Genomic DNA, 23,190 nt, shown 5'->3' with positions numbered 1-23,190 from the left:
CGTGACGCTCGGCAGAGCCAGTGCGTGAGAGGCTTGGCCCATGGAGACGCCCACCAGCCCGGGCTGGTACGACGACCCCGAGGACGCCGAGCAGCTGCGGTACTTCGACGGGGTGGTGTGGACCGCACACAAGCAGCCGCGCACGACGCGCCGCGCGCAGCCGGTCGCCGACGCGAACCAGCCGGGCCATGGGGCGCAGTCGACGCAGCACGGTGCGAGCCCGCAGGCGAACCCGCAGTTCCCCGGCACGCCGACCCCCAACACGTGGAACACCCCCACGCCGCCCCAACAGCAGTGGGGGCAGCAGCCCGGCCAGCCGCAACAGCAGTGGCAGCAGGCCCCGCAGTACGGCGGCTCGCAGTTCGGCCAGCAGTGGGGTGCACCCGCGACGCCGGACGGGCAGCCGCTCGCGAGCTACGGCCAGCGGGTCGGCGCCTTCATCATCGACTGGATCCTGCAGTTCGTCCTCGGGCTCGTCTTCGGGGGCTACTTCCTGTGGACGGCGATGGCCGACTACATGCGCGGTGCCATTGACATGGCGAACCAGGTGGAGACCGGCACCCAACCCGACATCCAGAGCCTCATCCAGCGCGTGGATGCGGGCGCGCTGATGGTCTACAGCATCATCGGGATCGCGGTCTTCTTCCTCTACCAGTGGTGCTTCCTCAAGCGGAGCGGTCAGACACCCGGCAAGGCCGTCTGCAACATCAGCGTGCGTGAGCTGGAGCGTCCGGGGGTGCCGTCGAGCGGTGCCGTGCTGCGGCGAGTCGGTGCGGCCGTGGCCCTCTTCGTGCTCCAGGCGTTGCCGCTGCTTGGCTTCTTGGGCTTCATCGGCCGCGTGCTCGACCTGCTGTGGCCGTCCTGGGACCAGCAGCGACAGGCGTTGCACGACAAGGCAGGCGGCACCGTGGTGGTCGTCGGCAAGCAGCGCCGCGACTGACCTGCGCCCTCACCGGGCGGGAGCCACCGTCCCAGTCACCTCGCCGAGCCCGATGCGCTCACCGTCGGCACCGGGTGCCCAGGCGCGCAGGACCAGGGTGTCGCCGTCCTCGATGAACGTGCGGGAGCTGCCATCGTCGAGCGTGAGCGGCTCGGTGCCGTTCCACGTGAGCTCCAGGAAGCTGCCGCGCGTGGCCGGGTCGGCGCCGGAGATGGTGCCCGACCCGAACAGGTCGCCGCTGCGGATCGATGCCCCGTTGACCGTGAGGTGCGCGAGCATCTGCGCGGGTGACCAGTACATGTCGCGGTACTCAGGCCGCGACACCACGGTGCCGTTCCAGACCACCTCATAGTGGATGTCGAGCCCGTATGCCGGGTCGTCGCCGTCAGCGGACCCGGCGCCCCCGCGCAAGTAGGGGAGTGGCTCGGGATCCTGCCCGGGAAGCGAAACCCGCGCTGCCGCAAGGGCATCCGTCGTCACGACCCACGGTGAGATCGACGTGGCGAATGACTTGCCGAGGAACGGCCCGAGTGGCACGTACTCCCAAGCCTGGATGTCGCGGGCGCTCCAGTCGTTGAGCAGAACAACACCGAATAGGTGCTCATCGGCTGCCTGGCGCACCGAGACGGGCGCCCCGATCTGCGACGAGCCGCCGACGACGAACCCGAGCTCGGCCTCGATGTCGAGCTTGACGCTCGGTCCGAACGTCGGCTCAGCCTCGCTCGGTGCCTTGCGCTGGCCGCTCGGACGCACCACGTCGGTGCCCGACACGACGACCGTGCCCGACCGCCCGTGGTAGCCGATCGGCAGATGCTTCCAGTTCGGCGTCAGGGGCTCGGAGTCCGGTCGGAAGATGCGGCCGATGTTGCTGGCGTGGTGCTCACTGGCATAGAAGTCGACATAGTCGGCGACCTCGATCGGCAGGTGCATCGCCACGTCCGCCAAGGGCACGAGGTGGGGGCGAGTTCGCTTCTCGTGCACCGGGTTCGACAGCACCTCGGTGAGCCACTCGCGCGCCGTCGTCCATGCCGGGCGACCCAGCTGCAGGAACGCGTTCAGACTCGGCTGCTCCCACGCGGCGGTCAGGTCGGGGCCGTCCCCGACGCCCACCTCGTCACGCCCGATGCGGGTCACCTCGCTCACGTCGAGCACGTGGTCGCCGATGCGCACTCCCACGCGCGGAGCATGACCCGCGCGCGAGAAGACGCCGTACGGCAGGTTGGACAGTCCGAACTCGGAGTCGGCGGGCACATCCACCCAGGTCGTCATGCGGGTCCTTCCAGCAGGCCGAGCGCGGCCAGCTCGTTGATGGGATCGGTCACGCCACAGCAGCCGTAGGCGGTGAAGAAGGCTCGGACGATCGAGGCGTCAGCAGCGCTCATGCGGGTGACGTGTGCGACCAGCACCTCCGGATCACGTTCTGCCAGAAGGGGAACCAGCTCGTCGACGTCCTCGCCGTTGAGTGCCCACCGCACCGCTACGAGCACGTTGAGTATGCCGTGCTGCTCCTCGCCGTCGTAGCTGCCACGCACCGCGTGGTGGAGTCCACCGGTCAGCTTGAAGCCCAGGTCGTGGTCGATGCTCGTGCGGAAGAAGGTGGCAAGCTCGCGTTCGTCCGGCCACGGCCACGTCGGCGTCGCTCCGGTGCGGAACTTGGCCTGCACGGCGACGGTGTCGTTGGCGTCGCCAGCGATGTCCGCGATGGCATCCGCCTGGGCGTCGCCGCGTGGCACCTCCAACGAGAGCGGGTCGCGGTCCCACGACAGGTCGCGCCAGCCCTCGAACCAGCCCAGCTCCACGCCCACGACGATGACGCCCGGCGTCTCGCGCAGGGTGGCCGCCGCACCACGAACCTCCTCGGCCCCGACCTCTGGCCGGCCGACCACCGACACCTGGACCGGCTCGCCACCGTCATCGGTGAGGTGCACCAGCTCAGCCACGCCCGAAGCCGGCACGAGCAACGGGCCCACGCACGCGGCATACCAGGCCTGGCGGTGCTCCCGATGCGCGGTGAGCGCTTCCCACAACGGCGCGTTCCCGGGTGGGAAGACGGCCGCGTCGTCGATGAGGCGCGCGAAGAGTGCGGGCTCGGCGGGACGGTCGGCAAGGGGTGGCCTGGACGTCATGCCGCCGACGTTACTAGCGCCCCGACGTGCCATGCTCGGGGCAGGATCCTCCGGCGACGAGAGAGAGCGAGTGATGGCGCACTACCAGGCGATGGGCAGCATCCCGCCCAAGCGGCACACGCAGCACCGGCGACCGGCCGGACGCGGCAAGACCGGCGAGCTCTACTACGAGGAGCTGATGGGGGAGGAGGGCTTCTCCTCGGACTCCTCGCTGCTCTACCACCGGAACATCCCGTCGACCATCGCCGGCGCCCGCGAGTGGACCATCGGGGACCTCTCGACCACCCCGAACCACCCGCTGAAGCCGCGGCACCTCAAGCTGCACGACCTCTTCGACGCCAAGGACGTCAAGAACACCGACGTCGTGACCGGGCGCCGGCTCGTCCTCGGCAACGGCGACGTGCGCATCTCCTACGTCGTCGCCGGCGCGCCAAGTCCGTGGTACCGCAACGGAATTGGCGACGAAGTCGTCTACGTCGAGCGCGGGAAGGCGCGCGTCGAGACGGTCTTCGGTGCCTTCGACGTCGCCGAGGGTGACTACCTCGTCATCCCGCGCGCGACGACCCACCGATGGATCCCCAAGCGGTCCTCCAAGGACCCCCTGCGCGCCTACTGCATCGAGGGCAACAGCCACATCGCGCCGCCGAAGCGGTACCTGTCGAAGTACGGCCAGCTGCTCGAGCACGCCCCCTACTGCGAGCGCGACCTGCGGCCGCCGACCGGGCCCCTCCTCGCGGAGGACGTGGGCGCCAAGGCCACCGACGCGAGCGAGGTCTACATCAAGCACCGCGGCAACGGGCCGTCGGGCATCGTCGGCACCATCCACGAGCTGCCCTTCCACCCGCTCGACGTCGTCGGCTGGGACGGCTGCCTGTACCCCTACGCGTTCAACGTGCGCGACTTCGAGCCGATCACCGGGCGGGTGCACCAACCGCCGCCGGTGCACCAGGTCTTCGAGGGCTGGAACTTCGTCATCTGCAACTTCGTGCCGCGCAAGGTCGACTACCACCCGCTGTCGATCCCGGTGCCGTACTACCACTCCAACGTCGACAGCGACGAGATCATGTTCTACGTCGACGGCGACTACGAGGCACGCAAGGGCTCCGGCATCGGCAAGGGCTCGATCTCGGTGCACCCCGGCGGCCACGCCCACGGGCCGCAGCCGGGGGCGTCGGAGGCGTCGATCGGGGTCCAGTACTTCGACGAGCTCGCCGTCATGGTCGACACCTTCCGCCCGTTGGAGCTCGGCGAGGGCGGCCGGGCGGTCGACGACGGCAAGTATGCCGCGAGCTGGCTGAAGGGGTCGGGCGCGGCGGACGGGTCGGACTCCTCCATCGGCTGAGGCCGGGCGCCACCCGGGGGCTGCTCCTCCACAGGTGCCCGCGACCCCCTACCCGGGGGCCCGGTCGGGTGGTTAGGCTGGTTGTTCGCCCTCGTCATCGTGGACGAGGCTGCGACTCGCGCCTGAAAAACCCCTGGAGGTTGCCATGTCCCGCCCCCGTGCCACCGCTGCCGTCGCCAAGCTGAGCGAGGTCGAGCGGTCGCGTCGCGAGATGCTGGGCATGGCCGTCGTGGGCGGCGCCGGTCTTGCGTTCCTGGCCCACCCCGGAACCGCCGAGGCCGCGCCGGAGGGCGCGGGCGCCCCGGCCCACGGCCCCGGGCCATTCCGGCTCACGGTGATGGGCACGACCGACACCCACGGGAACACCCTCAACTGGGACTACTTCAAGGACACCGAGTACGACGACTCGGCGCACAACGACATCGGCCTGGCCAAGATCGCGACCCTGGTCAAGGGTGTCCGCGCCGAGGCCAAGGGCGGTCCGACCCTGCTGCTCGACGCGGGCGACACCATCCAGGGCACCCCGCTTGCCTACTACTACGCCAAGATCGATCCGATCACAGGCGACTCGGTGCACCCGATGGCCAAGGCCATGAACGCCATCGGCTACGACGCGGCAGCGCTCGGCAACCACGAGTACAACTACGGCCTCGACACGTTGCGGGCCTTCGAGTCGCAGTGCGACTTCCCGCTGCTGTCGGCCAACTCGGTCGACTGGAACACCGGCGCGCCGATCTTCAAGCCCTACGTCATCAAGTCGTTCAAGGCCCGCGGCGGCCGCGACGTCAAGGTCGGCATCCTCGGGCTGGTGACCCCCGGTGTGGCCATCTGGGACAAGGCCAACGTCGAGGGCCAGGTGAAGTTCCCCGGCATCGTCGAGCAGGCCAAGGTCATGGTGCCGCGGCTCAAGGCGGCCGGGTGCGACCTGGTCATCGTGTCGTGCCACTCAGGTGCCACGCCCGGTTCGTCGTACGGTGACGCGCTGCCGTTCCCCGAGAACGCGTCCACCCAGCTGGCCGAGGAGGTCGCCGACGTCGACGCGGTGCTCGTGGGGCACGCGCACGTGGAGATCCCGCAGCGGTTCGTGGCGAGCAAGGTGACGCCGGGCAAGCAGGTCCTGCTGAGCGAGCCCCTCAAGTGGGGCATGCGCCTGACGGTCATGGAGTTCGAGCTGGAGCAGCGCAAGGGCCGCTGGCACCTGGCGACCAGCCGCTCGACGCTGCTGAACGCCAACACCGTCGCTGAGGACAAGGAGGTCGCCGGGCTCGTCGCGCAGGACCACGCGGTGGTCCGCACCTACGTCAACTCGGTGATCGGCACCTGCACCATGGCCATGTCGGCGGCGACCGCTCGGTTCGAGGACACGGCGGCACTCGACTTCATCAACCACGTGCAGGCGCAGGCAGTCAAGGACGCCCTCGTGGGAACCGCCGACGAGTCGCTGCCGGTGCTGTCGATCGCGGCGCCGTTCAACCGCGACGCGGCGATCCCCGCAGGCAACGTCACCGTGCGCGACGTGGCCGGCCTCTACATCTACGACAACACCCTGCTCGGCATCCGGTTCACCGGCCAGCAGGTCAAGGACTATCTCGAGTTCTCCGCCACGTACTTCCAGCAGGTCACGGGCACGGGGCCGTACAACCCGGACCAGGTGACGAACGCACCCACGGCAACGGCCCCGAACGGCACACCGGACTACAACTACGACGTCATGGGTGGCCTCGACGCATCGCTCGCCTACGACATCGACATCGCCAAGCCGGCTGGCCAGCGCATCACCAACCTCACCTACGACGGCAAGCCGATCGACCCGGCCGGGCAGTTCGTGATCGCCATCAACAACTACCGGCAGAGCGGCGGCGGCAACTTCCCCGGCGTCAAGACGGCTCCGGTGCTGTGGAACGCGCAGATCGAGATTCGGCAGCTGCTCATCGACTGGGTGACCGAGCAGGGTGTCATCGACCCGACGACGTTCACGACCTACGACTGGAAGCTCGTCTCCAACGGGCAGCCGGTCGTCATCGAGGGTGCCGCCGAGGGCGGGCGCCACTGACGACGGTGGTATGCCGCGTGGTCAGGACGGGGCGTCACCGTCCGCGACGCGGCCGTCGAGAGTGACCCCGGCGCGAGCCAGCTCGTCGAGGGCTGCGGCGGTGGTGTCGGGGGCGACCCCGGCCGTGAGGTCGAGCAGCACGGTGGTGGCGAAGCCCTCCTCGGCGGCGTCGAGGGCAGTGGCCCGCACGCAGTGGTCGGTGGCGATGCCGACGACGTCGACCTCCTCGATGGCGCGTTCGCGCAGCCAGTCGGCGAGGGGGATGCGCCGGTCGCCCTCAACCGTGAAGCCCTCGAACCCGCTGTAGGCGGCCTCGTGCAGGCCTTTGCGGAAGATCGCCTCGACCCGCTCGAACGCAGGCTCGGCTCCGGGGTGGAAGAGCGCCCCGTCGGTGCCGACCTTGCAGTGCACCGGCCAGGTGCCCTTGAAGTCGGGGTGGTCGGACCAGTGCTCGCCGGGGTCCTCGTGCCAGTCCGCGGTGGCGACGATCGCGGCATACCCTCGCGTGTTCTCCTCCACGTGCGCGCTGATGCGGCGCGCGACCTCGGCGCCGCCCGCGACGGCGAGCGAGCCGCCCTCGCAGAAGTCGTTCTGCACGTCGACGATGACCAGTGCCCGGGGTGCGGTGATCATGGCTCCACGCTACGGCGGCTCACTGGAAGGCGTCGAGCCGTTCGATCGCGTCGCGCAGCGCGTCGAGTCCGTCGACCACCTCGGCGAAGCTCGTGGAGAGCGGTGACAGCCCGATGCGGATGCCGTCCGGCTCGCGGTAGTCGGGGATGACACCCTCGTCCCAGAGGGCTTGGTTGACTGCGCGAAAACCGTTGCGCCGCAACGTGACATGGCCGCCGCGAAGGTTCGGATCGCGCGGGCTGACGACCTCGACGCCGAGGTCGGAGAGCTCCTCGTCGACGTAGCGGATGACGAAGTCGGTGAGCTTGACTGACTTGTCGCGGATGGCGTCGATGCCTGCCTCCTCGACGAGGTCGAGGCTGGCCTGGAGCGGCACCATCGCGAGGATCGGTGGAGTGCCCGAGACGAAGGCGCGGATGCCGTCGGCCGGCTCGTAGCCCGGGCCCATCGTGAACGCGTCCTTGCGTCCGAGCCACCCCTGGATGGGCTGGCGCAGTATGCCGTGGTGCCGGCTCGCGACGTACGCCCACGCGGGCGATCCCGGGCCGCCGTTCAGGTACTTGTACGAGCAGCCGACGGCGAGGTCGGCGCCCCAGTCGTCGAGATGCGCCGGGACTGAGCCGCCGGTGTGGCACAGGTCCCAGAGCACGAGGCCGCCGGCGTCGTGGACGGCCTCGGTGATGGCCGGGGCGTCGGCGATGAAGCCTGAGCGGTAGGCGACGTGGCTGAACACGGCGAGCGCGGTCTGCGGACCGACAGCCTCACGGACCTGGTCGACGGTGACGCCCGTGCGCTGGTCTGTCTCGATCCAGCGCAGGGTGAGGCCGCGCTCGGCGGCGATGCCCTCGAGGATGTAGCGGTCGGTGGGGAAGTTGTCGGTGTCGAGGACGACCTCGGTGCGCCCCTGGTGGGCTTGGTGGTCGACGGCCGCTCGGCACAGCTTGTAGAGCAGGACCGTCGTCGAGTCACCGACGAAGGTCTGGCCGGGTGCCGCACCGAGGCAGACGCGGCCGAGTCGGTCCCCGAGCTCCAGCGGCAGGTCGAGCCACTGCTCGTCCCACGACCGGATGAGCCGGTCACCCCACGGCCCGTCGACGAACTCGGCCATCCGCTCCGGGACGTCAGCGACGGGTCGGCCCAGCGAGTTGCCGTCGAAGTAGGCGACGAGGTCGCTGCTCTCGGGGGCGAGGAACCGGTCGCGGTAGGCGGCCAGCGGGTCGGCGGCGTCGAGCTCGGCGGCCTCGGCGGCGAAGTCGGTCATGCTGTGGATCCTATTGCCGCGCGATTCGAGGTAAACACGCCGAGGATTCCCGGCGTTTTTACCTCGAACCGGCGTCGTAGATGGTGGGGATGGCGGGTTCGCCGCGTTGCAGCCGGCGGGCCGCCGCCGGCAGCTCGGCTCGAGACTCGGTATGCCGCGTGCGCGCCTTCTCCAGCGAAAGCGCCTCGCGGTCGACCACCTCACCGGCCCGCATCAGCGGAACGAGCAGCGACCGGTCGTCACCGTCGTCGACCGGTGGCTCGCCGATGCCGATGACCTCAGCCTCGCCGACACCGCGGGCGTTGCGCCGCCGCAACGCGTACTTGCGACCACCCACCGACTGCTTGTCCTTGCTCTTCTTCTCCACGCCCACCAACGAACCGGAGGCGTCCTCGCGGGCCACCAACTTGTAGACCATCCCGGCGGTGGGCGCGCCCGACCCCGTCACTAGGGACGTCCCGACGCCGTAGATGTCCACGGGAGCGGCGGCCAGGGCGGCGATGGCGTACTCATCGAGGTCGGAGGTCACGACGATCTTGGTCTTCGTCGCCCCCAGCCGGTCGAGCTGCTCGCGCACCTCGCGCGCCTGTACGAGCAGGTCACCGGAGTCGATCCGCACGGCGCCCAGCTCAGGCCCCGCCAGCTCGACCGCCGTCTCCACGGCCTTCGGCACGTCGTAGGTGTCCACCAGCAGCGTGGTGCCCTTGCCGAGCGTCTCGATCTGCGCCTTGAACGCCGCCCGCTCGTCGTCGTGCAGCAAGGTGAACGCGTGCGCCGCCGTCCCCGCCGTCGGCACGTCCCAGCGTCGGCCCGCCTCGAGGTTCGAGGTCGTGCCGAAACCCGCGATGTATGCCGCCCGCGCGGCTGCGACGGCCGCCTCCTCGTGCGTGCGGCGAGACCCCATCTCGATGCATGGCCGATCGCCAGCGGCCGAGGTCATTCGCGACGCCGCCGACGCAATTGCACTGTCGTGGTTGAGAATCGAGAGCACCAGCGTCTCCAGCACGACGCCGTGAGCGAAGTCGGACTCGACCACGAGCACCGGTGAGCCGGGAAAGAAGGCCTCGCCCTCGGCATACCCCCAGATGTCTCCCTCGAAGCGGTAGCCAGCGAGGAACGACAAGGTGGCCTCGTCGACGACCCCGCGCAGCGCCTCGAGCTCCGCCTCGCCGAACCGGAATGCCTCGATGGCCTCGAGGAGCCGCCCCGTCCCGGCGACCACGCCGTAGCGCCTCCCCTCGGGCAGGCGGCGGGCGAACACCTCGAAGACGCACCGACGCGATGCGGCCCCGCTGCGCAGGGCGGCCTCGACCATGGTCAGCTCGTAGTGGTCGGTGAGCAGGGCGGTGCTGGGCGTGAGAGCGGGCACGCAGGCAGCCTATGGTGGAGCCGTGTCCATCGCCCCCACCGAGCAGGAGACGGTGTCGCCGGACGAGGTGACCGAGGCGGACACCCCCTGGATCACCCTCGTCTGGAACGACCCCGTCAACCTCATGTCCTACGTGACGTTCGTCTTCCAGAGCTACTTCGGCTACCCCAAGTCCAAGGCCGAGAAGCTGATGATGGACGTCCACGTCAAGGGCCGCGCGGTCGTCTCCAACGGCAGCCGCGAGCAGATGGAGACCGACACCGAGGCGCTCCAGGGCTATGGCCTGTGGGCCACCTTCCAGAAGGACGACTGAGTGGCGCGCGGGTTCAAGAGACGTGACGGTCGGTATGCCGCGAAGCTCGATGCCGTCGAACGTGGCCTCGTCGTGGGGCTGATGGAGCAGGTGCTCGAGCTGGTCGCGCCGGAGACGCTGTCGGCGTCGGTCGCCGAGGGCGGCGACGAGTTCGACCGGATCGTGGCCGGGCTGGGTGGTATCGGGCAGGGGGTGTCGCTGTCGGCGGACGACCAGGTGCCCGACCTGTCGGGCGACGTGCCGGCGCCGCGTGACCCGGCCCTCGACCGGCTGCTGCCGACCGCGAACCGGCAAGACGAGCAGATGGCAGCCGAGTTCCGGCGGCTGACCGAGGACGGGCTGCGATCGCGCAAGGCGGCGAACCTCTCGACCGCGATCGCCGCGCTGTCGGCGCCTGCCGGTGGCAAGGACGACAAGGTCAGCCTCGACCAGGAGCAGGCACTGGCGGTGCTCATCTCGCTGACCGACGTGCGGCTGGTGCTGGGGGAGCGGCTCGGGCTCAAGCACGACGACGACGTCGAGCTGCTCGAGGAGCAGGCGAGCAGCCTCCCCGACGACGACCCGGCGGTGTACGCGCTGGCGGTCTACGACTTCCTCACCTGGCTCCAGGAGACCTTGGCCCACGCCCTGCGCCCCTGACCGAGCCGCCGTGGCGGGGCCGGAGCCGAGCTTTCGGGCTGGTGGCCGAAAGTTCCGGCCGGTCGTCGCGGCCAGCCCCGAGGTTTCGGGCGGGTGGCCGAAAGTTGCGCGGCGCCGCCGCGGGGTGACCGGTGTGACGCACCAGACGGGGCGTCGGTGGGGGTGATCGTGCGTATGCCGCTTAGCCTTGGGGGCGTGGGTGACGCACCGATCGGGATCTTCGACTCGGGCTACGGGGGCCTGACCGTCGCCCGGGCCGTGCTCGACCAGCTGCCGCACGAGTCGGTCGCCTACTTCGGCGACACCGCCCGCGCTCCCTACGGCCCGCGTCCCATCGCCCAGACCCGCGAGTTCGCGCTCGAGTGTCTCGACCGGCTCGTCGACCACGGCGTCAAGGCGCTGGTCATCGCGTGCAACACCGCCAGCGCCGCCGTCCTGCACGACGCCCGCGAGCGCTACGACGTCCCCGTCGTCGAGGTGATTCGCCCTGCCGTCCGCCGGGCCGCGGCCGCCACCCGCAACGGCCGGGTCGGCGTCATCTCCACCAAGGGCACCCACCAGTCCGGTGCCTATGTCGACGCCTTCGCCGCGGCGCCCCACCTCGACGTCACGAGCGTCCCGTGCCCGCGGTTCGTCGAGCTCGTCGAGGCGGGCGTCACGAGCGGCCCCGAGGTGATCGCGACGGCGCGCGACTACCTCACGCCGCTGGTCGAGCACGACGTCGACACCCTCGTCCTCGGCTGCACCCACTACCCGCTGCTCACCGGCGCGATCTCCTACGTCATGGGCGATCGAGTCACCCTCGTGAGCAGCGCGGACGAGACGGCCAAGGACGTCTACCGCGTGCTCGCCGACCACGACGCGCTGCGCCCGGCCGACCTGCCGCCGCCCAGCCACGGGTTCACCACGACCGGCGACGCCGAGGAGTTCCGCGCCCTGGCGCGCCGCTTCCTCGGACCGGAGGTCGGTGACGTCTACGGCAACTCGACCGTGCGGCATACCCAGGTCGTCGAGGCGACCACGACGGCAGGGGAGGTCGCGTGAAGCTCACCATCATCGGGTGTTCGGGGTCGTTCGCCGGGCCGGACTCGCCCGCGTCGTCCTACCTCGTGCAGGCCGAGCAGAACGGCCGCACCTGGTCGATCGTGCTCGACCTCGGCAACGGTGCCCTCGGGCCGCTCCAGCGCCATCTCGACCTCGCCGACCTCGACGCCGTCTTCATCAGCCACCTGCACCCCGACCACTGCGTCGACGTGTGCGGCCTCTACGTCACCCGCAAGTACCGCCCTGGCGGCCCCGTCGAAGGGCAGCTCCCGATCCACGCGCCGCGCGACGCCGAGCAGCGGTTCGCCCTGATGTACCACGGGCTTGAGCACGCCACGATGACCCATGAGTTCCGGTTCGACGAGCTCGCCGACGCCCAGGTGACCAAGGTCGGCCCGCTCGTGGTCACGGCATACCGCGTCAACCACCCCGTCGAGGCGTATGGCTTCCGGGTCGAGGCCGACGGCGCGGTCCTCGCCTACACCGGCGACACTGACGCATGCCCCAACCTGCGTCCGCTGATGACCGGCGCCGACCTCGTGCTCGCCGACAGCGCCTTCGTCGACGGCCGCGACGACACCACGGGCATCCACCTGTCGGGGAGCCGAGCGGCGCAGGCCGCCGTCGACGCCGGTGGAGTGGGCCGGTTGTTGCTCACGCACATCCCCGCGTGGAACGACCCCGAGGTATGCCGTGCGCAGGCTGCCGCGGTCTGGTCCGGTCCGCTGGACGTCGCCGTCGCGGGTCGGTCCTACGACATCTGACGCCGCTCGATGAGGGCTCCCAGGCCGTCGAGGGTGCGGGCCAGGCCGAACTTCCAGGCGCGGTCCGGTGACCACGCACTGCCCTGGGCGGCTCCGGCCGTTGCGCCGATGCGGACGGCCCGCGGGTAGGTCGCCGGGTCGAACGCACGGGCCAGGAGGGGCGCGTTGGTGGCCCACCACTGGTCGTCGGAGGCGTCCGCATCAGCCGTCGCACGGGCAGCCTGGCGGGTGGCGAGCGCGTGGGCCTGGACGAACCCGAGCAGGTGGGCGAGGGCGGCGTCGGTGGTCACGTCGTCGAGCCCGGTGTCGTCGAAGGCGGCGAGCTCGTGCTCGTACTTGGCCATGACGCCAGGGCCGAGCGGTGGCCGGTTGAGGGCGGTGGCGTCGATGAGCCACGGGTGCTCGGCCAGCAGGTCGCGGTTCGCCTCGGCGACGCGGGCGAGGCGGGTGCGCCAGCCGGTGCCGCGCCGCCAGCGTGGACGTGGCATGCGCAGGTATGCCGTGTCGACGAGCAGGTCGACCAGCTCCGCCTTCGCAGGGACGTAGGTGTAGAGGGCCATGGGGGACAGGCCGATTCGCTTCGCGAGGGCTCGCATGCTCAACGCGTCGAGACCGTCGGAGTCGGCGAGCGCCAGGGCGGCGTCGACGACCTGGTCGACGGTGTGGGTGCGACCTGGCCCGCGTTGCGCGCTCCGTGCCCCGGCGTCAGGTCCGGCGTATGCCGGGTCGGCAGGGTGGTTGCGCCACAGCAGGGCCATGGCGCGGCTGGGGTCGGTACCCGGCTTTTCCGGCATGGGAACAATCCTCGCAGCCGTGACGTTGGACGCCTTTACCTTACACCGTACGGAGTTAGTGTCGTCCGCAGCCACAGGAGGATCCGCATGCAGATCACCCAGTCAGCAATTTCGCTCAACGTCGCCGATGTGGAGGCGTCGTCGTCATGGGTGCAGCGGCATCTCGGATTCGAGGTGGCCATGGCCGCCGAGGGGTTCGTGTCGCTCAGCCACCCGGACGCCGGCTTCAACCTGATCTACCTCGCCACCGGCCTGCCGACGTTCAAGCCTGCGTCGGCGGCAGGGCCCGCCGACGGCCTGCTGGTCGTGTTCACCGTCGAGGACGTCGACATCGAGTACGAGAAGCTCGTCGGCGGCGGCGCGACGGTCGTGACGCCGATCGAGACCGAGCCGTGGGGTGAGCGATACGCCCAGTTCACCGACCCGAACGGCGTGATCTACCAGCTCGTCAGCTGGGTCGAACCGACCGACCCGCAGTACGCCTGACCCGCGCCGATTCAATGGCCGACGACGCGCCCGCATTTCCCGGCGCGTCGTCGGCCACTCGGCACCGGTGGGCTTGCCCGCCTACAGTGGCGAGCATGAGCCGGCAGCCGGTGGTGCCCCTCGCCCCGAACGTCTGGCGGATCCCGCTGATCCGCGACTTCGTCAACGGGTTCATGTTCCGCGACGACGACGGTCAGGTCACCCTCGTCGACATGGGCGTGAAGAAGTCCGGCCCCAAGGTGATCGCCGCGCTCGAGACCATCGGCGCCGCCCCGTCCGACGTCACCCGACTCCTGCTCACGCACGCCCACCCCGACCACGCGGGCGGCGCGGCGCACGTCGCCCGCGTGACCGGGCGCGACTTCGGGCTGCACGAGGACGACGCCGGGTATGCCGCCGCGGGGCAGGGGCCGCCGCGCGACCACAGCTTGCGCCTGGGTCGCCTCATGGAACGGCTCAGCCCGTCGAAGTTCGAGGCGGTTGCTGTCGGAGAGACCTTCACCGACGGCCAGGTCGTGCCCGTGGCCGGTGGCCTCCAGGTGGTGCACACGCCCGGGCACACTCCCGGCCACGCGGCATACCTGCACCTGCCCACCGGCGTGCTCATCACGGGCGACTCGATCTTCAACGTGCGCCAGCTCCGGTGGCCGGTCAAGGCCTTCTGCACCGACTTCCGGCTCAACGAGCAGACGGCGCAGCGGCTCGTCGAGCTCGACTACACGACCGCCGCGTTCACCCACGGCACCGAGCTGCGGGTCAACCCGCGCGAGCACATCCGCCGCTTCCTCACCCGGCAGGGCGTCATCTGAGCCGCTGGCAGGATGGCGCCCATGACGATCGCGATTCCTGCACCGCTGCGTCCGGGCGACCGCATCGGTGTGACCGCACCGTCAGCGGGTGTGAGTGGGATCGAGGCGGAGCGGATCGACTTCTGCGTCCAGTGGCTGCGTGACCGCGGCTACGACGTCGTCGTGGGCGAGGCCATGGACGGGGCGGGCGTCACTTCGGCGCCCGCAGAGGTGCGCGCGGCCGAGCTGACGGCGATGCTGTGCGATCCGGACATCCGCTGTGTCGTACCGCCCTGGGGCGGGGAGACCGCGATCGACCTCGTCGACCTGCTCGACTGGGACGCGCTCAGCCGGGCGGACCCGACGTGGCTCGTGGGCTACTCGGACCTGTCCACCGTCCTGCTCCCCATTACGACCCGGCTCGGCTGGGCCACGCTGCACGGCGACAACCTCGCGGACACCCCCTACGAGGTCCCCGACGGTCTGGCGAGCTGGCTGGAGGTCGCGTCCGGGGTGGACGTCGTGCGGCAGCGGGACAGCGGGCTCGTCGCCACGTGGTGGCGGTTCGAGGAGGACGCGCGGGCCACGGCGTGGAAGCGCGTCGGTGAGGGGAGATGGAGCCTGCACGGTGCCGAATGCCTGCACGTCACGGGGCGGCTCATCGGGGGATGCGTGGAGACCCTGTGCAACCTGGCCGGAACGCCATACGGCGACGTTCCCGCCTTCGGCGCAGGGCACGCCGACGACGGAGCTCATCGTCTACGTCGAGGCGGCCGGAGACGATGCTGCGACGATCTGCCGCAACCTGCACGGGCTGCGGCTGGCCGGTTGGTTCGAGCGCGCGAACGCCGTGCTCGTCGGGCGCACCAACGCACCGGACGCCCCGAAGCTGACGCAGCGCGAGGCCGTGCTCGACGCGCTGGGGCGGCTCGACCTGCCGATCGTGTTCGACCTCGAGATCGGGCACGTGCCACCCCACCTGCCGCTGGTCAACGGTGCCCTCGCGACGGTCACCGTCGACGGCGACACTCGTGAGATCGTGCAGCGGCTGGGCTGACCGGGCTACGCGCCCGCGAGGCGCTCGCGGAGCCAGTCGAGGTCCTCGATCTGGCCCTCGAGGCCACCGCGGGTCTCGATCACGACGGGGGCGTCGGCGGCCTTGACCGCCGCGACCAGCTCGTCGGAGGGGATGAGGCCCTGGCCGAGGTTGGTGTGCCGGTCGGCGCCGGAGTCGAACTCGTCGCGGCTGTCGTTGCAGTGCACCAGGTCGATGCGCCCGGTGATCGCGCGGATCTGCTCGGGCGCGGTCGCGAGCGGGATGCCACCCGCCCACGCGTGACAGGTGTCGAGACAGAACCCGACGTTGTCACCGCCGGGGGCGGCCTGGATCGCCTCCCACGTACGCGCGATCCGCTCGAGGGTGCGGGCCATCGCGTTGTCGCCACCCGCTGTGTTCTCGAGGAAGACGGGCACCTTGAGGTCGGTCGCCTCGATCGCCTTGCGCCAGTTGTCGAACCCCTTGTCGACGTCCGCGGTGTTCTCGACGTGTCCGCCGTGGACGATGAGCCCCTTGGCCCCGATCTCCGCAGCTGCATCGACGAACTGCTGCAACAGCTTTCGGCTCGGGATGCGGATCCGGTTGTTCGTCGACGCGACGTTGATGAGGTACGGCGCGTGGACGTACAGGTCGACGTCGGCCGCCTCGGCGGACTCCTTCAGCGCCGCCGGCCCCGCGGCATACTCCACGACCGGCCCCTTGTAGCTCTGTGGGTTGCCGAGGAAGAACTGGCTGAGCCCGGCGCCGCGCGCCTGCGCCTCGCCGACGGGGTCGGCGGAGTCGACGTGGGCACCGAGGCGGGGGAGGTTGGCTGCCATGGGTCCACCCTAGGACGCACGACCGACGGGGTATGCCGCGTGGCCGCCCGGGTGCCCACGGTTAGCCTTGGCGCGTGACCGACACGACTGCGAACCAGCCGACCGCCAAGCCGCGCCACGACGGCCGCACCCCTGACCAGACCCGCGAGGTGCGGATCACCCGCAACTGGCTCGACCACGCCGAGGGGAGCGTGCTCGTGGAGTTCGGGCGCACCCGCGTGCTGTGCGCGGCATCGTTCACCGAGGGTGTGCCGCGCTGGCTCAAGGGGAAGGGGACGGGCTGGGTCACGGCGGAGTACGAGATGCTGCCGCGGTCGACCAACACCCGCTCGGACCGCGAGTCGCGCAAGGGGAAGGTGGGCGGCCGCACCCACGAGATCAGCCGCCTGATCGGACGCTCGCTGCGGGCCATCATTGACACGAAGGCGTTGGGGGAGAACACGATCGTGCTCGACTGCGACGTGCTCCAGGCTGATGGTGGCACGCGCACGGCGTCGATCACAGGTGCCTATGTGGCTCTCGTCGACGCGATCGAGGACGCGCGGGCCAAGGGGCTCATCGGGCGCGATGCCCAGCCGCTGACCGGGTCGGTCGCCGCGGTGTCGGTGGGCATCGTCGAGGGACAGCCGGTCATCGACCTGGACTACCCCGAGGACTCGACCGCCGAGACCGACATGAACGTCGTCATGACCGGGGACGGGCGGTTCGTCGAGGTGCAGGGCACCGCGGAGAACGGCGCGTTCGACCGGGCCATGCTCGACGCGCTGCTCGACAAGGCGACTGCCGGCTGCGCGGCGCTGACCCAGGCTCAGCAGGCGGCGCTCGCCGGGACGCCGCGGGAGCGCACGCTGTGAGCGACGCCCGCCGCGTCGTCCTGGCGACCCGCAACGACCACAAGGTCGTCGAGCTGCGCGAGATCCTCGGCGACGTCTGTGCCGAGCTGGGGCTCGAGATCGTGGGGGCTTCGGAGTGGCCGGATGCGCCAGACGTCACCGAGGACGAGGTGACCTTCGAGGGCAACGCAAGGCTCAAGGCGGAGGCGCTCGCGCGGCATACCGGTCTTCCGGCGCTCGCTGACGACTCGGGGCTCGCGGTGGACGTGCTCGGCGGGGCGCCGGGGATCTTCTCGGCCCGCTGGTCCGGACGTCATGGTGACGACCGCGCCAACCTCAACCTGCTGCTCGCCCAGCTCGCGGACGTCAAGGACGAGCACCGCGCCGCGGGCTTCGTGTGCGCGGCGGTGCTGGCTCTGCCCGACGGCACGGTGCGCTCGGCCGCGGGTCACTTCCGGGGCACCCTCGCGCGCGAACCGCGCGGCGAGAACGGGTTCGGCTACGACCCGATCCTCGTCGTCGAGGGCGACACCCGCACGGCCGCCGAGCTCACCCCGGCCGAGAAGAACGCGATCTCTCACCGCGGCAAGGCGTTCCGCGCGATGGAGCCGCACCTGCGCGAGCTGCTGGGCTGACCCAACAGTCCCGACGAGTCACCTAGACTCGCCAGCGCGCGCAAGTGGCGGAATTGGCAGACGTGCTTGGTTTAGGTCCAAGTGCCTTCGGGCGTGCGGGTTCGAGTCCCGCCTTGCGCACCAGCTGAGATGATCACGCCATGGTCGAGGTCTCCTACGCGGTGCAGACGCAGGTCTCGCGCGCGGATGGCGAGCGGCTGTGGCCGGTCTACGACGAGGTGTTCGGTGACCAGCCGGATGCCGGTGCTTGGCTCGAGCAGACGTGGGACAGGCATGCCCGTCGGGACAGTTTTCGGCTAGGCCTTGCTTCGATCGGCGGGCGACCTGTCGCCTTCGGGTGGGGGTATCTCGGCGAACGCGGCCAGTGGTGGACCGACCGGATCAGCGAGACCCTGGCGCAGCCCGCCGTGGATGCCTGGGTGGGTGCGCACTTCGAGATCGTGAGCCTTGGCGTTGTCCCGGCGGTGCGGCGCCACGGTGTGGGCCGCCGGCTTTTGCGGCGCATCCAGGATGCTGCTCCGAGCGACCGCCTCCTGCTGCAGACGACAGACGATGAGGACGACCCGGCCCGCCGCCTGTACGAGTCCGAGGGATGGGGGGTGCTCGGGCCCGGCGCCTCCGACGGCACGGTTGTCATGGGTTGGCGGCGGGCAGACGCCCCGGAGCGGCGTGGGAGCCGGACGCGCGGGTAGCGTCGATGCCGTGGACGACGACGAGCTCACCTATCCGCCGCCGCTCGAGGTCGCGTCGTGGCGGCGCGAGGTGCATGCGTTGTATGCCGCGGTGCGGGCCGAGCCTGGCCCGGCCGCCGCGCACGCGCTGTGGGTCGCCGGTCGGACCGAGCTCTTCGACCACCACCCCGCGAGCCCCAGGCGACCGGGCCAGCAGCTCCGCCACGCGGCATACGACCCGGCCTTTCGCTTCACCGTGCCCATCGAGCCGGCCGACCTCGAGCCGTGGCAGTTCCAGTCGGGCACCGACGGCGCGGTGCCGTTCAGCGGCATCGGTCGGGTGACCCTCGGCGACCTCGGCTCGGTGGCGGTGTGGTGGCTCGACTCGTACGGCGGCGGCGTGTTCCTGCCGCTGCGCGACGGCACTGCCGGACGCGAGACCTACGGCGCCGGCCGCTACGTCCTCGACACGGTCAAGGGCAGTGACCTCGGCCGCGACGGCGACGCCTGGGTGCTCGACCTCAACTTCGCCTACAACCCCTCGTGCGTCTACGACTACCGCTGGGTCTGCCCCCTCGCCCCACCCGCCAACCGGGTCGACGCGCCGGTTCCTGTCGGAGAGCTGCTCCCCAAGGGTTACGACGGATGAACCCGCTGCTGCGCGACCTGCTCCCCGTCCTGGGCCTCGAGGAGGGGTATGCCGCGTCGCACCTCGACCTCCCGGCCGGCGGGCCCCTGCCGGCCGCCTTGCCGGTGGCCACCTTGGCGGCGGGATCCGTTGCGGCTGCTGGACTTGCGGGTGCCGCACTGACGGGCGCGGCCCGGGTGCACGTCGAGCCGCGACAGGTCGCGGTGTCGTTCCGCGGTGACCAGGTGCTCACCGTCGACGGTGAGCAGCAGCAGGGATTCGCACCGATGTCCGGGTTCTTCCGCGCGGCCGACGGCTGGGTGCGCACCCACGCCAACTACCCGCACCACCGGGCTCGGCTGCTGCGCGCGCTGGGGTTGTCCGAGGGCGCCACTCGCGAGGACGCCGGCGCTGCCATCGCGTCCCGCCCGGCGCAGGAGGTGGAGGACGTCGTCACCGCCGACCAGGGCATCGCGGTTCGGGTGCGCGAGCTGGGGGAGTGGATGGGGAGCGAGCAGGCGGCAGCAGTCGACCAGCACCCGGTGCTCGCCGTCGAAAGGGTGGACGCCGCTGGCGGTCCGGAACCCGTTGCCCTGCAACGTCGCCCACGCATCCTCGACCTCACTCGCGTCATCGCGGGCCCAGTGGCGACGAGGACCCTCGCCTTCATGGGCGCCGACGTCCTGCGCATCGACAACCCCCACCTGCCCGAGCTGGAGGCGCAGCACCTCGACACCGACTCCGGCAAGCGCACGACGATCGTCGACCTCACCGATCAGCACGCTCGCGAGCGGGTGCACGAGCTGCTCGCCGAGGCCGACGTCGTCGTGACGGGCTACCGCCCCGGCGCTCTGTCGGCGTACCACCTCGACGCGGAAAGTGTTGCGGCACAGCATGCCCACGTCATCCACGCCAGCCTCTCCGCCTGGACGCCGAGCGGCCCGTGGGGGAGTCGGCGTGGCTTCGACTCGATCGTCCAGGCCGCCACTGGCATCGCGATGATCGAGTCGACCGACGGCGAGAAGCTCGGTTCGCTGCCGGCTCAGGCCCTCGACCACGCCACCGGCTACCTGCTGGCGGCCGGCATCGCGACCGCCCTGCGCCGTCGTGCCGAGGAGGGTGGCACCTGGCGGGTCAGCGCACACCTGGCCCGCACCGCCCACTGGCTGCTGCGCAGCGACGCCCTCGACCTGCCCGGCGGACCCGTCGACGACGTCGAGCCGTGGACCTGGACCGCCGACACCGAGTCGGGCCGGATCAGGCAGGCCCGGCCCGCCTTCCAGCTCGACGGTGGTCCACGCGAGTTTGCCTGGAGCGGAAGACTTTTCGGCGCCGATCAGCCAGAGTGGGCATAACACCGGAAGACCCCACCAGACGGGATGCCGCCGTCAGGTCGACGGCACCGAGCGCGGGTCGAACCCGAATGGCAGCTCGAGCCGATGCGCCTTCATGAGCGCCTCATCCGTCAGGATGTCACGCGTCGACCCGTCGGCCACCACCACGCCGTCGGACAGCACCACCGAGCGCGGGCACAGCTCCAGCGCGTAGGGCAGGTCGTGCGTCACCATCAGCACGGTGACGTCGAGCGAGCGCAGGATGTCGGCCAGCTCGCGCCGGGACGCCGGGTCGAGGTTCGACGACGGCTCGTCGAGCACGAGGATCTCGGGCTCCATTGCGAGCACCGTGGCCACCGCAACGCGGCGCCGCTGCCCGAACGACAGGTGGTGCGGGGGCCGGTCGATGAAGTCGAGCATGCCCACCTGGTCGAGCGCCCGCGTCACCCGCGCGTCGAGCTCGGCACCACGCAGCCCGAGGTTGGCGGGACCGAACTCGACGTCCTGACGTACCGACGGCATGAAGAGCTGGTCGTCAGGGTCCTGGAACACCACCCCCACGCGACGCCGGACCTCGAGCAGGTTGTCCTTCTCCACGGGCATCCCTGACACGGCCACCGAGCCTGCCCCGGCGAGCAGGATTCCGTTGAGGTGCAACACGAGCGTGGTCTTGCCGGCACCGTTGGGGCCGAGCAGCGCCACCCGCTCGCCGCGGTGGACGTGCAGGTTGACGCCGTAGAGCGCCTGGTGCCCGTCGGGGTAGGCGTAGGCGAGCCCGCGGACGTCGAGTACCGGTGTGGTCACAGGAGCACCCCCGCCGCGAGGACGAGCGCGGCAGTGACGGGGAGCAGCGAAGCCAACCGCCAGTCGGCGGCCGTCGCGTGCAGCTGGCGCGTCACCGGCATACGACCCTGGTAGCCGCGCGACAGCATCGCCAGGTGCACCCGCTCACCCCGCTCGTAGGACTTGATGAACAGCGCGCCCGCGCTCGAGGCCAGCACGGGCCACGCCGACACGGTGCGGGCAGTGAAGCCGCGCGACTCGCGCGCGACCTTCATGCGGCGCAGGTCGTCGGTGACGACCTCGAGGTAGCGGACCATGAACCCCATGATCTCCACCAGCTGCCGCGGCAGTCGCAGCCGCTCCAGGCCGGCCACGAGGTCCCGCGGCTCCGTCGTCGTCGCGAGGGTCAACGCGGCCACGACGCCGATCGTCGCCTTGGCCAGCAACCCGAACGCCCCCACGAGCCCGTGCTCCGACACCGAGAACGGGCCCACCTCGACCCGCGGCCCCCTGGCGACGAACGGCATGAGCAGGGCGAAGACCACGAACGGCACCTCGACCACCATTCGCTTCACGAAGTATCCGACGGGCACCCTGGTGGCGCCCGCAGCGGCAAGCACCAGCACGGCATACCCGGCAAAGGCCCAGACCCACCGGTTGGGGGTCGCCACGACGACGATGACGAACGTGAGGATGGCGACGAGCTTCACGTGCGCCGGGAGCCGGTGGACGACGCTGTGCCCGTGGTAGTGCAGTCCGTGTCCGTGACCCGCGCCCACGTCAGTCCTGGCTCTTGCGGCGTGCCAGCAGACGGAACAGGAGGAAGGCCACGGCCGCCACGACGAGCACGCCGATGACGCCGGCGAGGCCCCCGGAGAGGCGCGCGTTCTCGATACCGGCGACGCCGTAGCCGGCGAACGGCGATTCGTCCGTGGCGTGCTGCCCGGCCGTGGTGGCGAAGCCCTGTTTCTCGGCCACTGACTCGAGTCCGTCGGGGCTCGACGAGGCGTAGAAGGAGACGATGCCCGCCAGGACGAGCGAGACGAGTATGCCGGTGAGCACGAGTGCGCGGGTCGAGACCCGTCGGCGCGGGGTCGGCGCCGGGTCGGTGCGCTCGGTGGTGTCGGTGGACCCGGTCATGCGGTCTGCTCCTCACGGATGGTCAGGGTGCGTGCGGTGACGAGGGGCTTGGCGCCGTACACGAGGTCGGGTCGGGTGGCGATGATGGCGGAGACGGCCAGGGCGGTGATGATCGCCTCGCCGATGCCGATGAGCAGGTGGACTCCGACCATGGCGCCGACCAGCGTGCCGAGCGGGATGTCGACGGCCCCGCCGACCGCGAACAGCAGCGCGAACGTCCCGGCCGTGACCGGCACGGACACGAAGGCGCCAACGGCGGCTGCGAGGGGCACCGACGAGAGCTGCTTGGGCAGCAGGCGGCGGGCGAGGGTGAACACGCCCCAGCCGACCCAGACGCCGACGAGGGCCATGAGGGAGATGTTGGTGCCGAGCGCGGTGAGTCCGCCGTCGGCCATGAGCGTGCCCTGGACGAGCAGCACCACCGTGATCGCCAGGGTCGCCGTCCACGGCCCGACCAGCACGGCGGCCAACGCGCCCCCGAGGAGGTGTCCCGATGTGCCCGCGCCGATGGGGAAGTTGAGCATCTGCGCGGCGAAGACGAACAGCGCGACGAGCCCGGCGAGAGGCGCCGTGCGGTCGTCGAGCTCGCGCCGGGCACCGCGCAGGGCCAAGCCGACACCGGCCACCGCGACGACGCCCGTCGCCACGGAGGTGGGTACGTCGAGGAATCCGTCGGGGACGTGCACGCGGCGCTCCTGGGATAGGTTGGAGGTCGAATGATCGGGGCTCGACCCCACGT

26 protein-coding genes, 1 tRNA gene and 1 pseudogene are annotated in these 23,190 nt (G+C 70.8%); 17 read left to right on the top strand and 11 right to left on the bottom strand.

Annotated features, from left to right (window positions below; translation table 11 throughout):
• The first annotated feature begins 40 nt into the window (after window positions 1-40).
• Complete coding sequence (locus tag HJG52_RS09185) at window positions 41-940, top strand: RDD family protein (protein WP_171244076.1); 900 nt, start codon at window positions 41-43, stop codon at window positions 938-940.
• A gap of 9 nt (window positions 941-949) precedes the next feature.
• On the opposite strand, the gene fahA is transcribed toward HJG52_RS09185, so the two are convergent.
• On the bottom strand, window positions 950-2,209 hold the full coding sequence (gene fahA, locus HJG52_RS09180) for a fumarylacetoacetase (protein ID WP_171243314.1): 1,260 nt from the start codon (window positions 2,207-2,209) through the stop codon (window positions 950-952).
• Window positions 2,206-3,066 carry a hypothetical protein gene (locus HJG52_RS09175; protein ID WP_171243313.1) on the bottom strand — a complete coding sequence of 287 codons (861 nt, stop codon included), beginning with the start codon at window positions 3,064-3,066 and terminating at the stop codon, window positions 2,206-2,208. Before HJG52_RS09175 ends, fahA begins: the two co-directional genes overlap by 4 nt.
• A 73-nt stretch (window positions 3,067-3,139) precedes the next feature.
• Between HJG52_RS09175 and HJG52_RS09170 the strand changes: the two genes are divergently transcribed.
• Both HJG52_RS09170 and HJG52_RS09165 read left to right on the top strand, forming a co-directional pair.
• Window positions 3,140-4,408 (top strand): homogentisate 1,2-dioxygenase, encoded by a 1,269-nt coding sequence (locus HJG52_RS09170; protein ID WP_171243312.1) that lies wholly within the window; start codon window positions 3,140-3,142, stop codon window positions 4,406-4,408.
• Between the two features lie 145 nt (window positions 4,409-4,553).
• Window positions 4,554-6,461: a bifunctional metallophosphatase/5'-nucleotidase gene (locus HJG52_RS09165; protein ID WP_171243311.1), complete on the top strand. Its 1,908-nt coding sequence runs from the start codon at window positions 4,554-4,556 to the stop codon at window positions 6,459-6,461.
• A gap of 21 nt (window positions 6,462-6,482) precedes the next feature.
• Here the strand turns inward: HJG52_RS09165 and HJG52_RS09160 are convergent, their stop codons facing one another.
• The 3 genes from HJG52_RS09160 to HJG52_RS09150 are packed head-to-tail and all read right to left on the bottom strand — an operon-like array spanning window position 6,483 to window position 9,724.
• Entirely contained in the window at window positions 6,483-7,094 is a 612-nt protein-coding gene (locus HJG52_RS09160) for an isochorismatase family protein (protein ID WP_171243310.1), read from the bottom strand.
• 19 nt (window positions 7,095-7,113) lie between these two features.
• Window positions 7,114-8,355, bottom strand: coding sequence for a kynureninase (locus tag HJG52_RS09155; protein ID WP_171243309.1), 1,242 nt, complete (start codon window positions 8,353-8,355; stop codon window positions 7,114-7,116).
• A gap of 58 nt (window positions 8,356-8,413) precedes the next feature.
• A complete protein-coding gene (locus HJG52_RS09150; RefSeq protein WP_346767655.1) occupies window positions 8,414-9,724 on the bottom strand; it encodes a nicotinate phosphoribosyltransferase in 1,311 nt (436 codons plus the stop codon).
• A gap of 22 nt (window positions 9,725-9,746) precedes the next feature.
• On the opposite strand from HJG52_RS09150, the gene clpS reads away from it, so the two are divergent.
• From clpS to HJG52_RS09130, 4 genes are all read left to right on the top strand, one after another.
• Window positions 9,747-10,037: an ATP-dependent Clp protease adapter ClpS gene (gene clpS, locus HJG52_RS09145; RefSeq protein WP_171243308.1), complete on the top strand. Its 291-nt coding sequence runs from the start codon at window positions 9,747-9,749 to the stop codon at window positions 10,035-10,037.
• The gene (locus HJG52_RS09140; RefSeq protein ID WP_171243307.1) at window positions 10,038-10,676 is read left to right on the top strand and encodes a DUF2017 family protein; all 639 of its coding nucleotides are present in this window, start codon (window positions 10,038-10,040) and stop codon (window positions 10,674-10,676) included.
• Between the two features lie 195 nt (window positions 10,677-10,871).
• Window positions 10,872-11,720, top strand: a complete 849-nt coding sequence (murI, locus tag HJG52_RS09135) for a glutamate racemase (RefSeq protein ID WP_346767654.1) — start codon at window positions 10,872-10,874, stop codon at window positions 11,718-11,720.
• Window positions 11,717-12,484: an MBL fold metallo-hydrolase gene (locus HJG52_RS09130; RefSeq protein WP_171243306.1), complete on the top strand. Its 768-nt coding sequence runs from the start codon at window positions 11,717-11,719 to the stop codon at window positions 12,482-12,484. Before murI ends, HJG52_RS09130 begins: the two co-directional genes overlap by 4 nt.
• Here the strand turns inward: HJG52_RS09130 and HJG52_RS09125 are convergent.
• Window positions 12,472-13,278 (bottom strand): TetR/AcrR family transcriptional regulator, encoded by an 807-nt coding sequence (locus HJG52_RS09125; RefSeq protein ID WP_171243305.1) that lies wholly within the window; start codon window positions 13,276-13,278, stop codon window positions 12,472-12,474. The two genes, HJG52_RS09130 and HJG52_RS09125, sit on opposite strands and share 13 nt — an antisense overlap.
• An 87-nt stretch (window positions 13,279-13,365) precedes the next feature.
• Here HJG52_RS09125 and HJG52_RS09120 point away from each other — a divergent pair, with 87 nt between their 5' ends.
• The 4 genes and pseudogenes from HJG52_RS09120 to HJG52_RS21580 all read left to right on the top strand — a co-directional run bounded on the left by HJG52_RS09120 (window position 13,366) and on the right by HJG52_RS21580 (window position 15,609).
• Window positions 13,366-13,764, top strand: a complete 399-nt coding sequence (locus tag HJG52_RS09120; protein ID WP_171243304.1) for a VOC family protein — start codon at window positions 13,366-13,368, stop codon at window positions 13,762-13,764.
• 95 nt (window positions 13,765-13,859) lie between these two features.
• Window positions 13,860-14,573, top strand: coding sequence for an MBL fold metallo-hydrolase (locus HJG52_RS09115; RefSeq protein WP_171243303.1), 714 nt, complete (start codon window positions 13,860-13,862; stop codon window positions 14,571-14,573).
• 12 nt (window positions 14,574-14,585) lie between these two features.
• Window positions 14,586-14,936: pseudogene (locus HJG52_RS20720) on the top strand (LD-carboxypeptidase); the annotation flags it as partial.
• 244 nt (window positions 14,937-15,180) lie between these two features.
• Complete coding sequence (locus tag HJG52_RS21580) at window positions 15,181-15,609, top strand: S66 peptidase family protein (protein ID WP_346767653.1); 429 nt, start codon at window positions 15,181-15,183, stop codon at window positions 15,607-15,609.
• Between the two features lie 5 nt (window positions 15,610-15,614).
• Here the strand turns inward: HJG52_RS21580 and HJG52_RS09105 are convergent, their stop codons facing one another.
• A complete protein-coding gene (locus HJG52_RS09105; RefSeq protein ID WP_171243302.1) occupies window positions 15,615-16,427 on the bottom strand; it encodes a deoxyribonuclease IV in 813 nt (270 codons plus the stop codon).
• Between the two features lie 74 nt (window positions 16,428-16,501).
• Between HJG52_RS09105 and rph the strand changes: the two genes are divergently transcribed.
• The 6 genes from rph (at window position 16,502) to HJG52_RS09080 (ending at window position 20,549) form a co-directional block, all read left to right on the top strand.
• Window positions 16,502-17,281, top strand: a complete 780-nt coding sequence (gene rph / locus HJG52_RS09100; RefSeq protein WP_171243301.1) for a ribonuclease PH — start codon at window positions 16,502-16,504, stop codon at window positions 17,279-17,281.
• Window positions 17,278-17,895: an RdgB/HAM1 family non-canonical purine NTP pyrophosphatase gene (gene rdgB, locus HJG52_RS09095; protein WP_171243300.1), complete on the top strand. Its 618-nt coding sequence runs from the start codon at window positions 17,278-17,280 to the stop codon at window positions 17,893-17,895. The genes rph and rdgB overlap by 4 nt, the downstream gene beginning before the upstream one ends.
• A 38-nt stretch (window positions 17,896-17,933) precedes the next feature.
• Window positions 17,934-18,018, top strand: a tRNA-Leu gene (locus HJG52_RS09090).
• A 17-nt stretch (window positions 18,019-18,035) separates the two neighbouring features.
• Window positions 18,036-18,587, top strand: coding sequence for a GNAT family N-acetyltransferase (locus tag HJG52_RS20710; protein ID WP_240977766.1), 552 nt, complete (start codon window positions 18,036-18,038; stop codon window positions 18,585-18,587).
• 10 nt (window positions 18,588-18,597) lie between these two features.
• On the top strand, window positions 18,598-19,215 hold the full coding sequence (locus tag HJG52_RS09085) for a DUF1684 domain-containing protein (RefSeq protein ID WP_346767652.1): 618 nt from the start codon (window positions 18,598-18,600) through the stop codon (window positions 19,213-19,215).
• Window positions 19,212-20,549 carry a CoA transferase gene (locus tag HJG52_RS09080; RefSeq protein WP_171243298.1) on the top strand — a complete coding sequence of 446 codons (1,338 nt, stop codon included), beginning with the start codon at window positions 19,212-19,214 and terminating at the stop codon, window positions 20,547-20,549. The genes HJG52_RS09085 and HJG52_RS09080 overlap by 4 nt, the downstream gene beginning before the upstream one ends.
• 33 nt (window positions 20,550-20,582) lie before the next feature.
• Here the strand turns inward: HJG52_RS09080 and HJG52_RS09075 are convergent, their stop codons facing one another.
• Genes HJG52_RS09075 through HJG52_RS09060 form a run of 4 tightly spaced genes read right to left on the bottom strand, consistent with a single transcriptional unit; the run spans window position 20,583 to window position 23,137 of the window.
• Complete coding sequence (locus HJG52_RS09075; RefSeq protein ID WP_171243297.1) at window positions 20,583-21,332, bottom strand: ATP-binding cassette domain-containing protein; 750 nt, start codon at window positions 21,330-21,332, stop codon at window positions 20,583-20,585.
• Window positions 21,329-22,090: a cobalt ECF transporter T component CbiQ gene (gene cbiQ / locus HJG52_RS09070; RefSeq protein ID WP_171243296.1), complete on the bottom strand. Its 762-nt coding sequence runs from the start codon at window positions 22,088-22,090 to the stop codon at window positions 21,329-21,331. Before cbiQ ends, HJG52_RS09075 begins: the two co-directional genes overlap by 4 nt.
• Before the next feature lies 1 nt (window position 22,091).
• Window positions 22,092-22,451, bottom strand: coding sequence for a PDGLE domain-containing protein (locus HJG52_RS09065; RefSeq protein ID WP_171243295.1), 360 nt, complete (start codon window positions 22,449-22,451; stop codon window positions 22,092-22,094).
• Window positions 22,448-23,137, bottom strand: coding sequence for an energy-coupling factor ABC transporter permease (locus HJG52_RS09060; protein WP_171243294.1), 690 nt, complete (start codon window positions 23,135-23,137; stop codon window positions 22,448-22,450). Before HJG52_RS09060 ends, HJG52_RS09065 begins: the two co-directional genes overlap by 4 nt.
• Between the last annotated feature and the right edge of the window lie 53 nt (window positions 23,138-23,190).

Origin of the sequence: Knoellia koreensis, from assembly GCF_013041615.1 — a bacterium.
Taxonomy (GTDB): Bacteria; Actinomycetota; Actinomycetes; order Actinomycetales; family Dermatophilaceae; genus Pedococcus; species Pedococcus koreensis.
Note: the sequence above shows the minus strand (reverse complement) of the source record. Positions and strands in the feature narration are given on the sequence as shown.

Excerpts from the sequence above, each read along its gene's own strand:
- HJG52_RS09185 (WP_171244076.1), top strand. The coding sequence starts at position 41 with ATGGAGACGCCCACCAGCCCGGGCTGGTACGACGACCCCGAGGACGCC.
- fahA (WP_171243314.1), bottom strand. The coding sequence starts at position 2,209 with ATGACGACCTGGGTGGATGTGCCCGCCGACTCCGAGTTCGGACTGTCC.
- HJG52_RS09175 (WP_171243313.1), bottom strand. The coding sequence starts at position 3,066 with ATGACGTCCAGGCCACCCCTTGCCGACCGTCCCGCCGAGCCCGCACTC.
- HJG52_RS09170 (WP_171243312.1), top strand. The coding sequence starts at position 3,140 with ATGGCGCACTACCAGGCGATGGGCAGCATCCCGCCCAAGCGGCACACG.
- HJG52_RS09165 (WP_171243311.1), top strand. The coding sequence starts at position 4,554 with ATGTCCCGCCCCCGTGCCACCGCTGCCGTCGCCAAGCTGAGCGAGGTC.
- HJG52_RS09160 (WP_171243310.1), bottom strand. The coding sequence starts at position 7,094 with ATGATCACCGCACCCCGGGCACTGGTCATCGTCGACGTGCAGAACGAC.
- HJG52_RS09155 (WP_171243309.1), bottom strand. The coding sequence starts at position 8,355 with ATGACCGACTTCGCCGCCGAGGCCGCCGAGCTCGACGCCGCCGACCCG.
- HJG52_RS09125 (WP_171243305.1), bottom strand. The coding sequence starts at position 13,278 with ATGCCGGAAAAGCCGGGTACCGACCCCAGCCGCGCCATGGCCCTGCTG.
- HJG52_RS09120 (WP_171243304.1), top strand. The coding sequence starts at position 13,366 with ATGCAGATCACCCAGTCAGCAATTTCGCTCAACGTCGCCGATGTGGAG.
- HJG52_RS09115 (WP_171243303.1), top strand. The coding sequence starts at position 13,860 with ATGAGCCGGCAGCCGGTGGTGCCCCTCGCCCCGAACGTCTGGCGGATC.
- HJG52_RS09105 (WP_171243302.1), bottom strand. The coding sequence starts at position 16,427 with ATGGCAGCCAACCTCCCCCGCCTCGGTGCCCACGTCGACTCCGCCGAC.
- HJG52_RS20710 (WP_240977766.1), top strand. The coding sequence starts at position 18,036 with ATGGTCGAGGTCTCCTACGCGGTGCAGACGCAGGTCTCGCGCGCGGAT.
- HJG52_RS09080 (WP_171243298.1), top strand. The coding sequence starts at position 19,212 with ATGAACCCGCTGCTGCGCGACCTGCTCCCCGTCCTGGGCCTCGAGGAG.
- HJG52_RS09065 (WP_171243295.1), bottom strand. The coding sequence starts at position 22,451 with ATGACCGGGTCCACCGACACCACCGAGCGCACCGACCCGGCGCCGACC.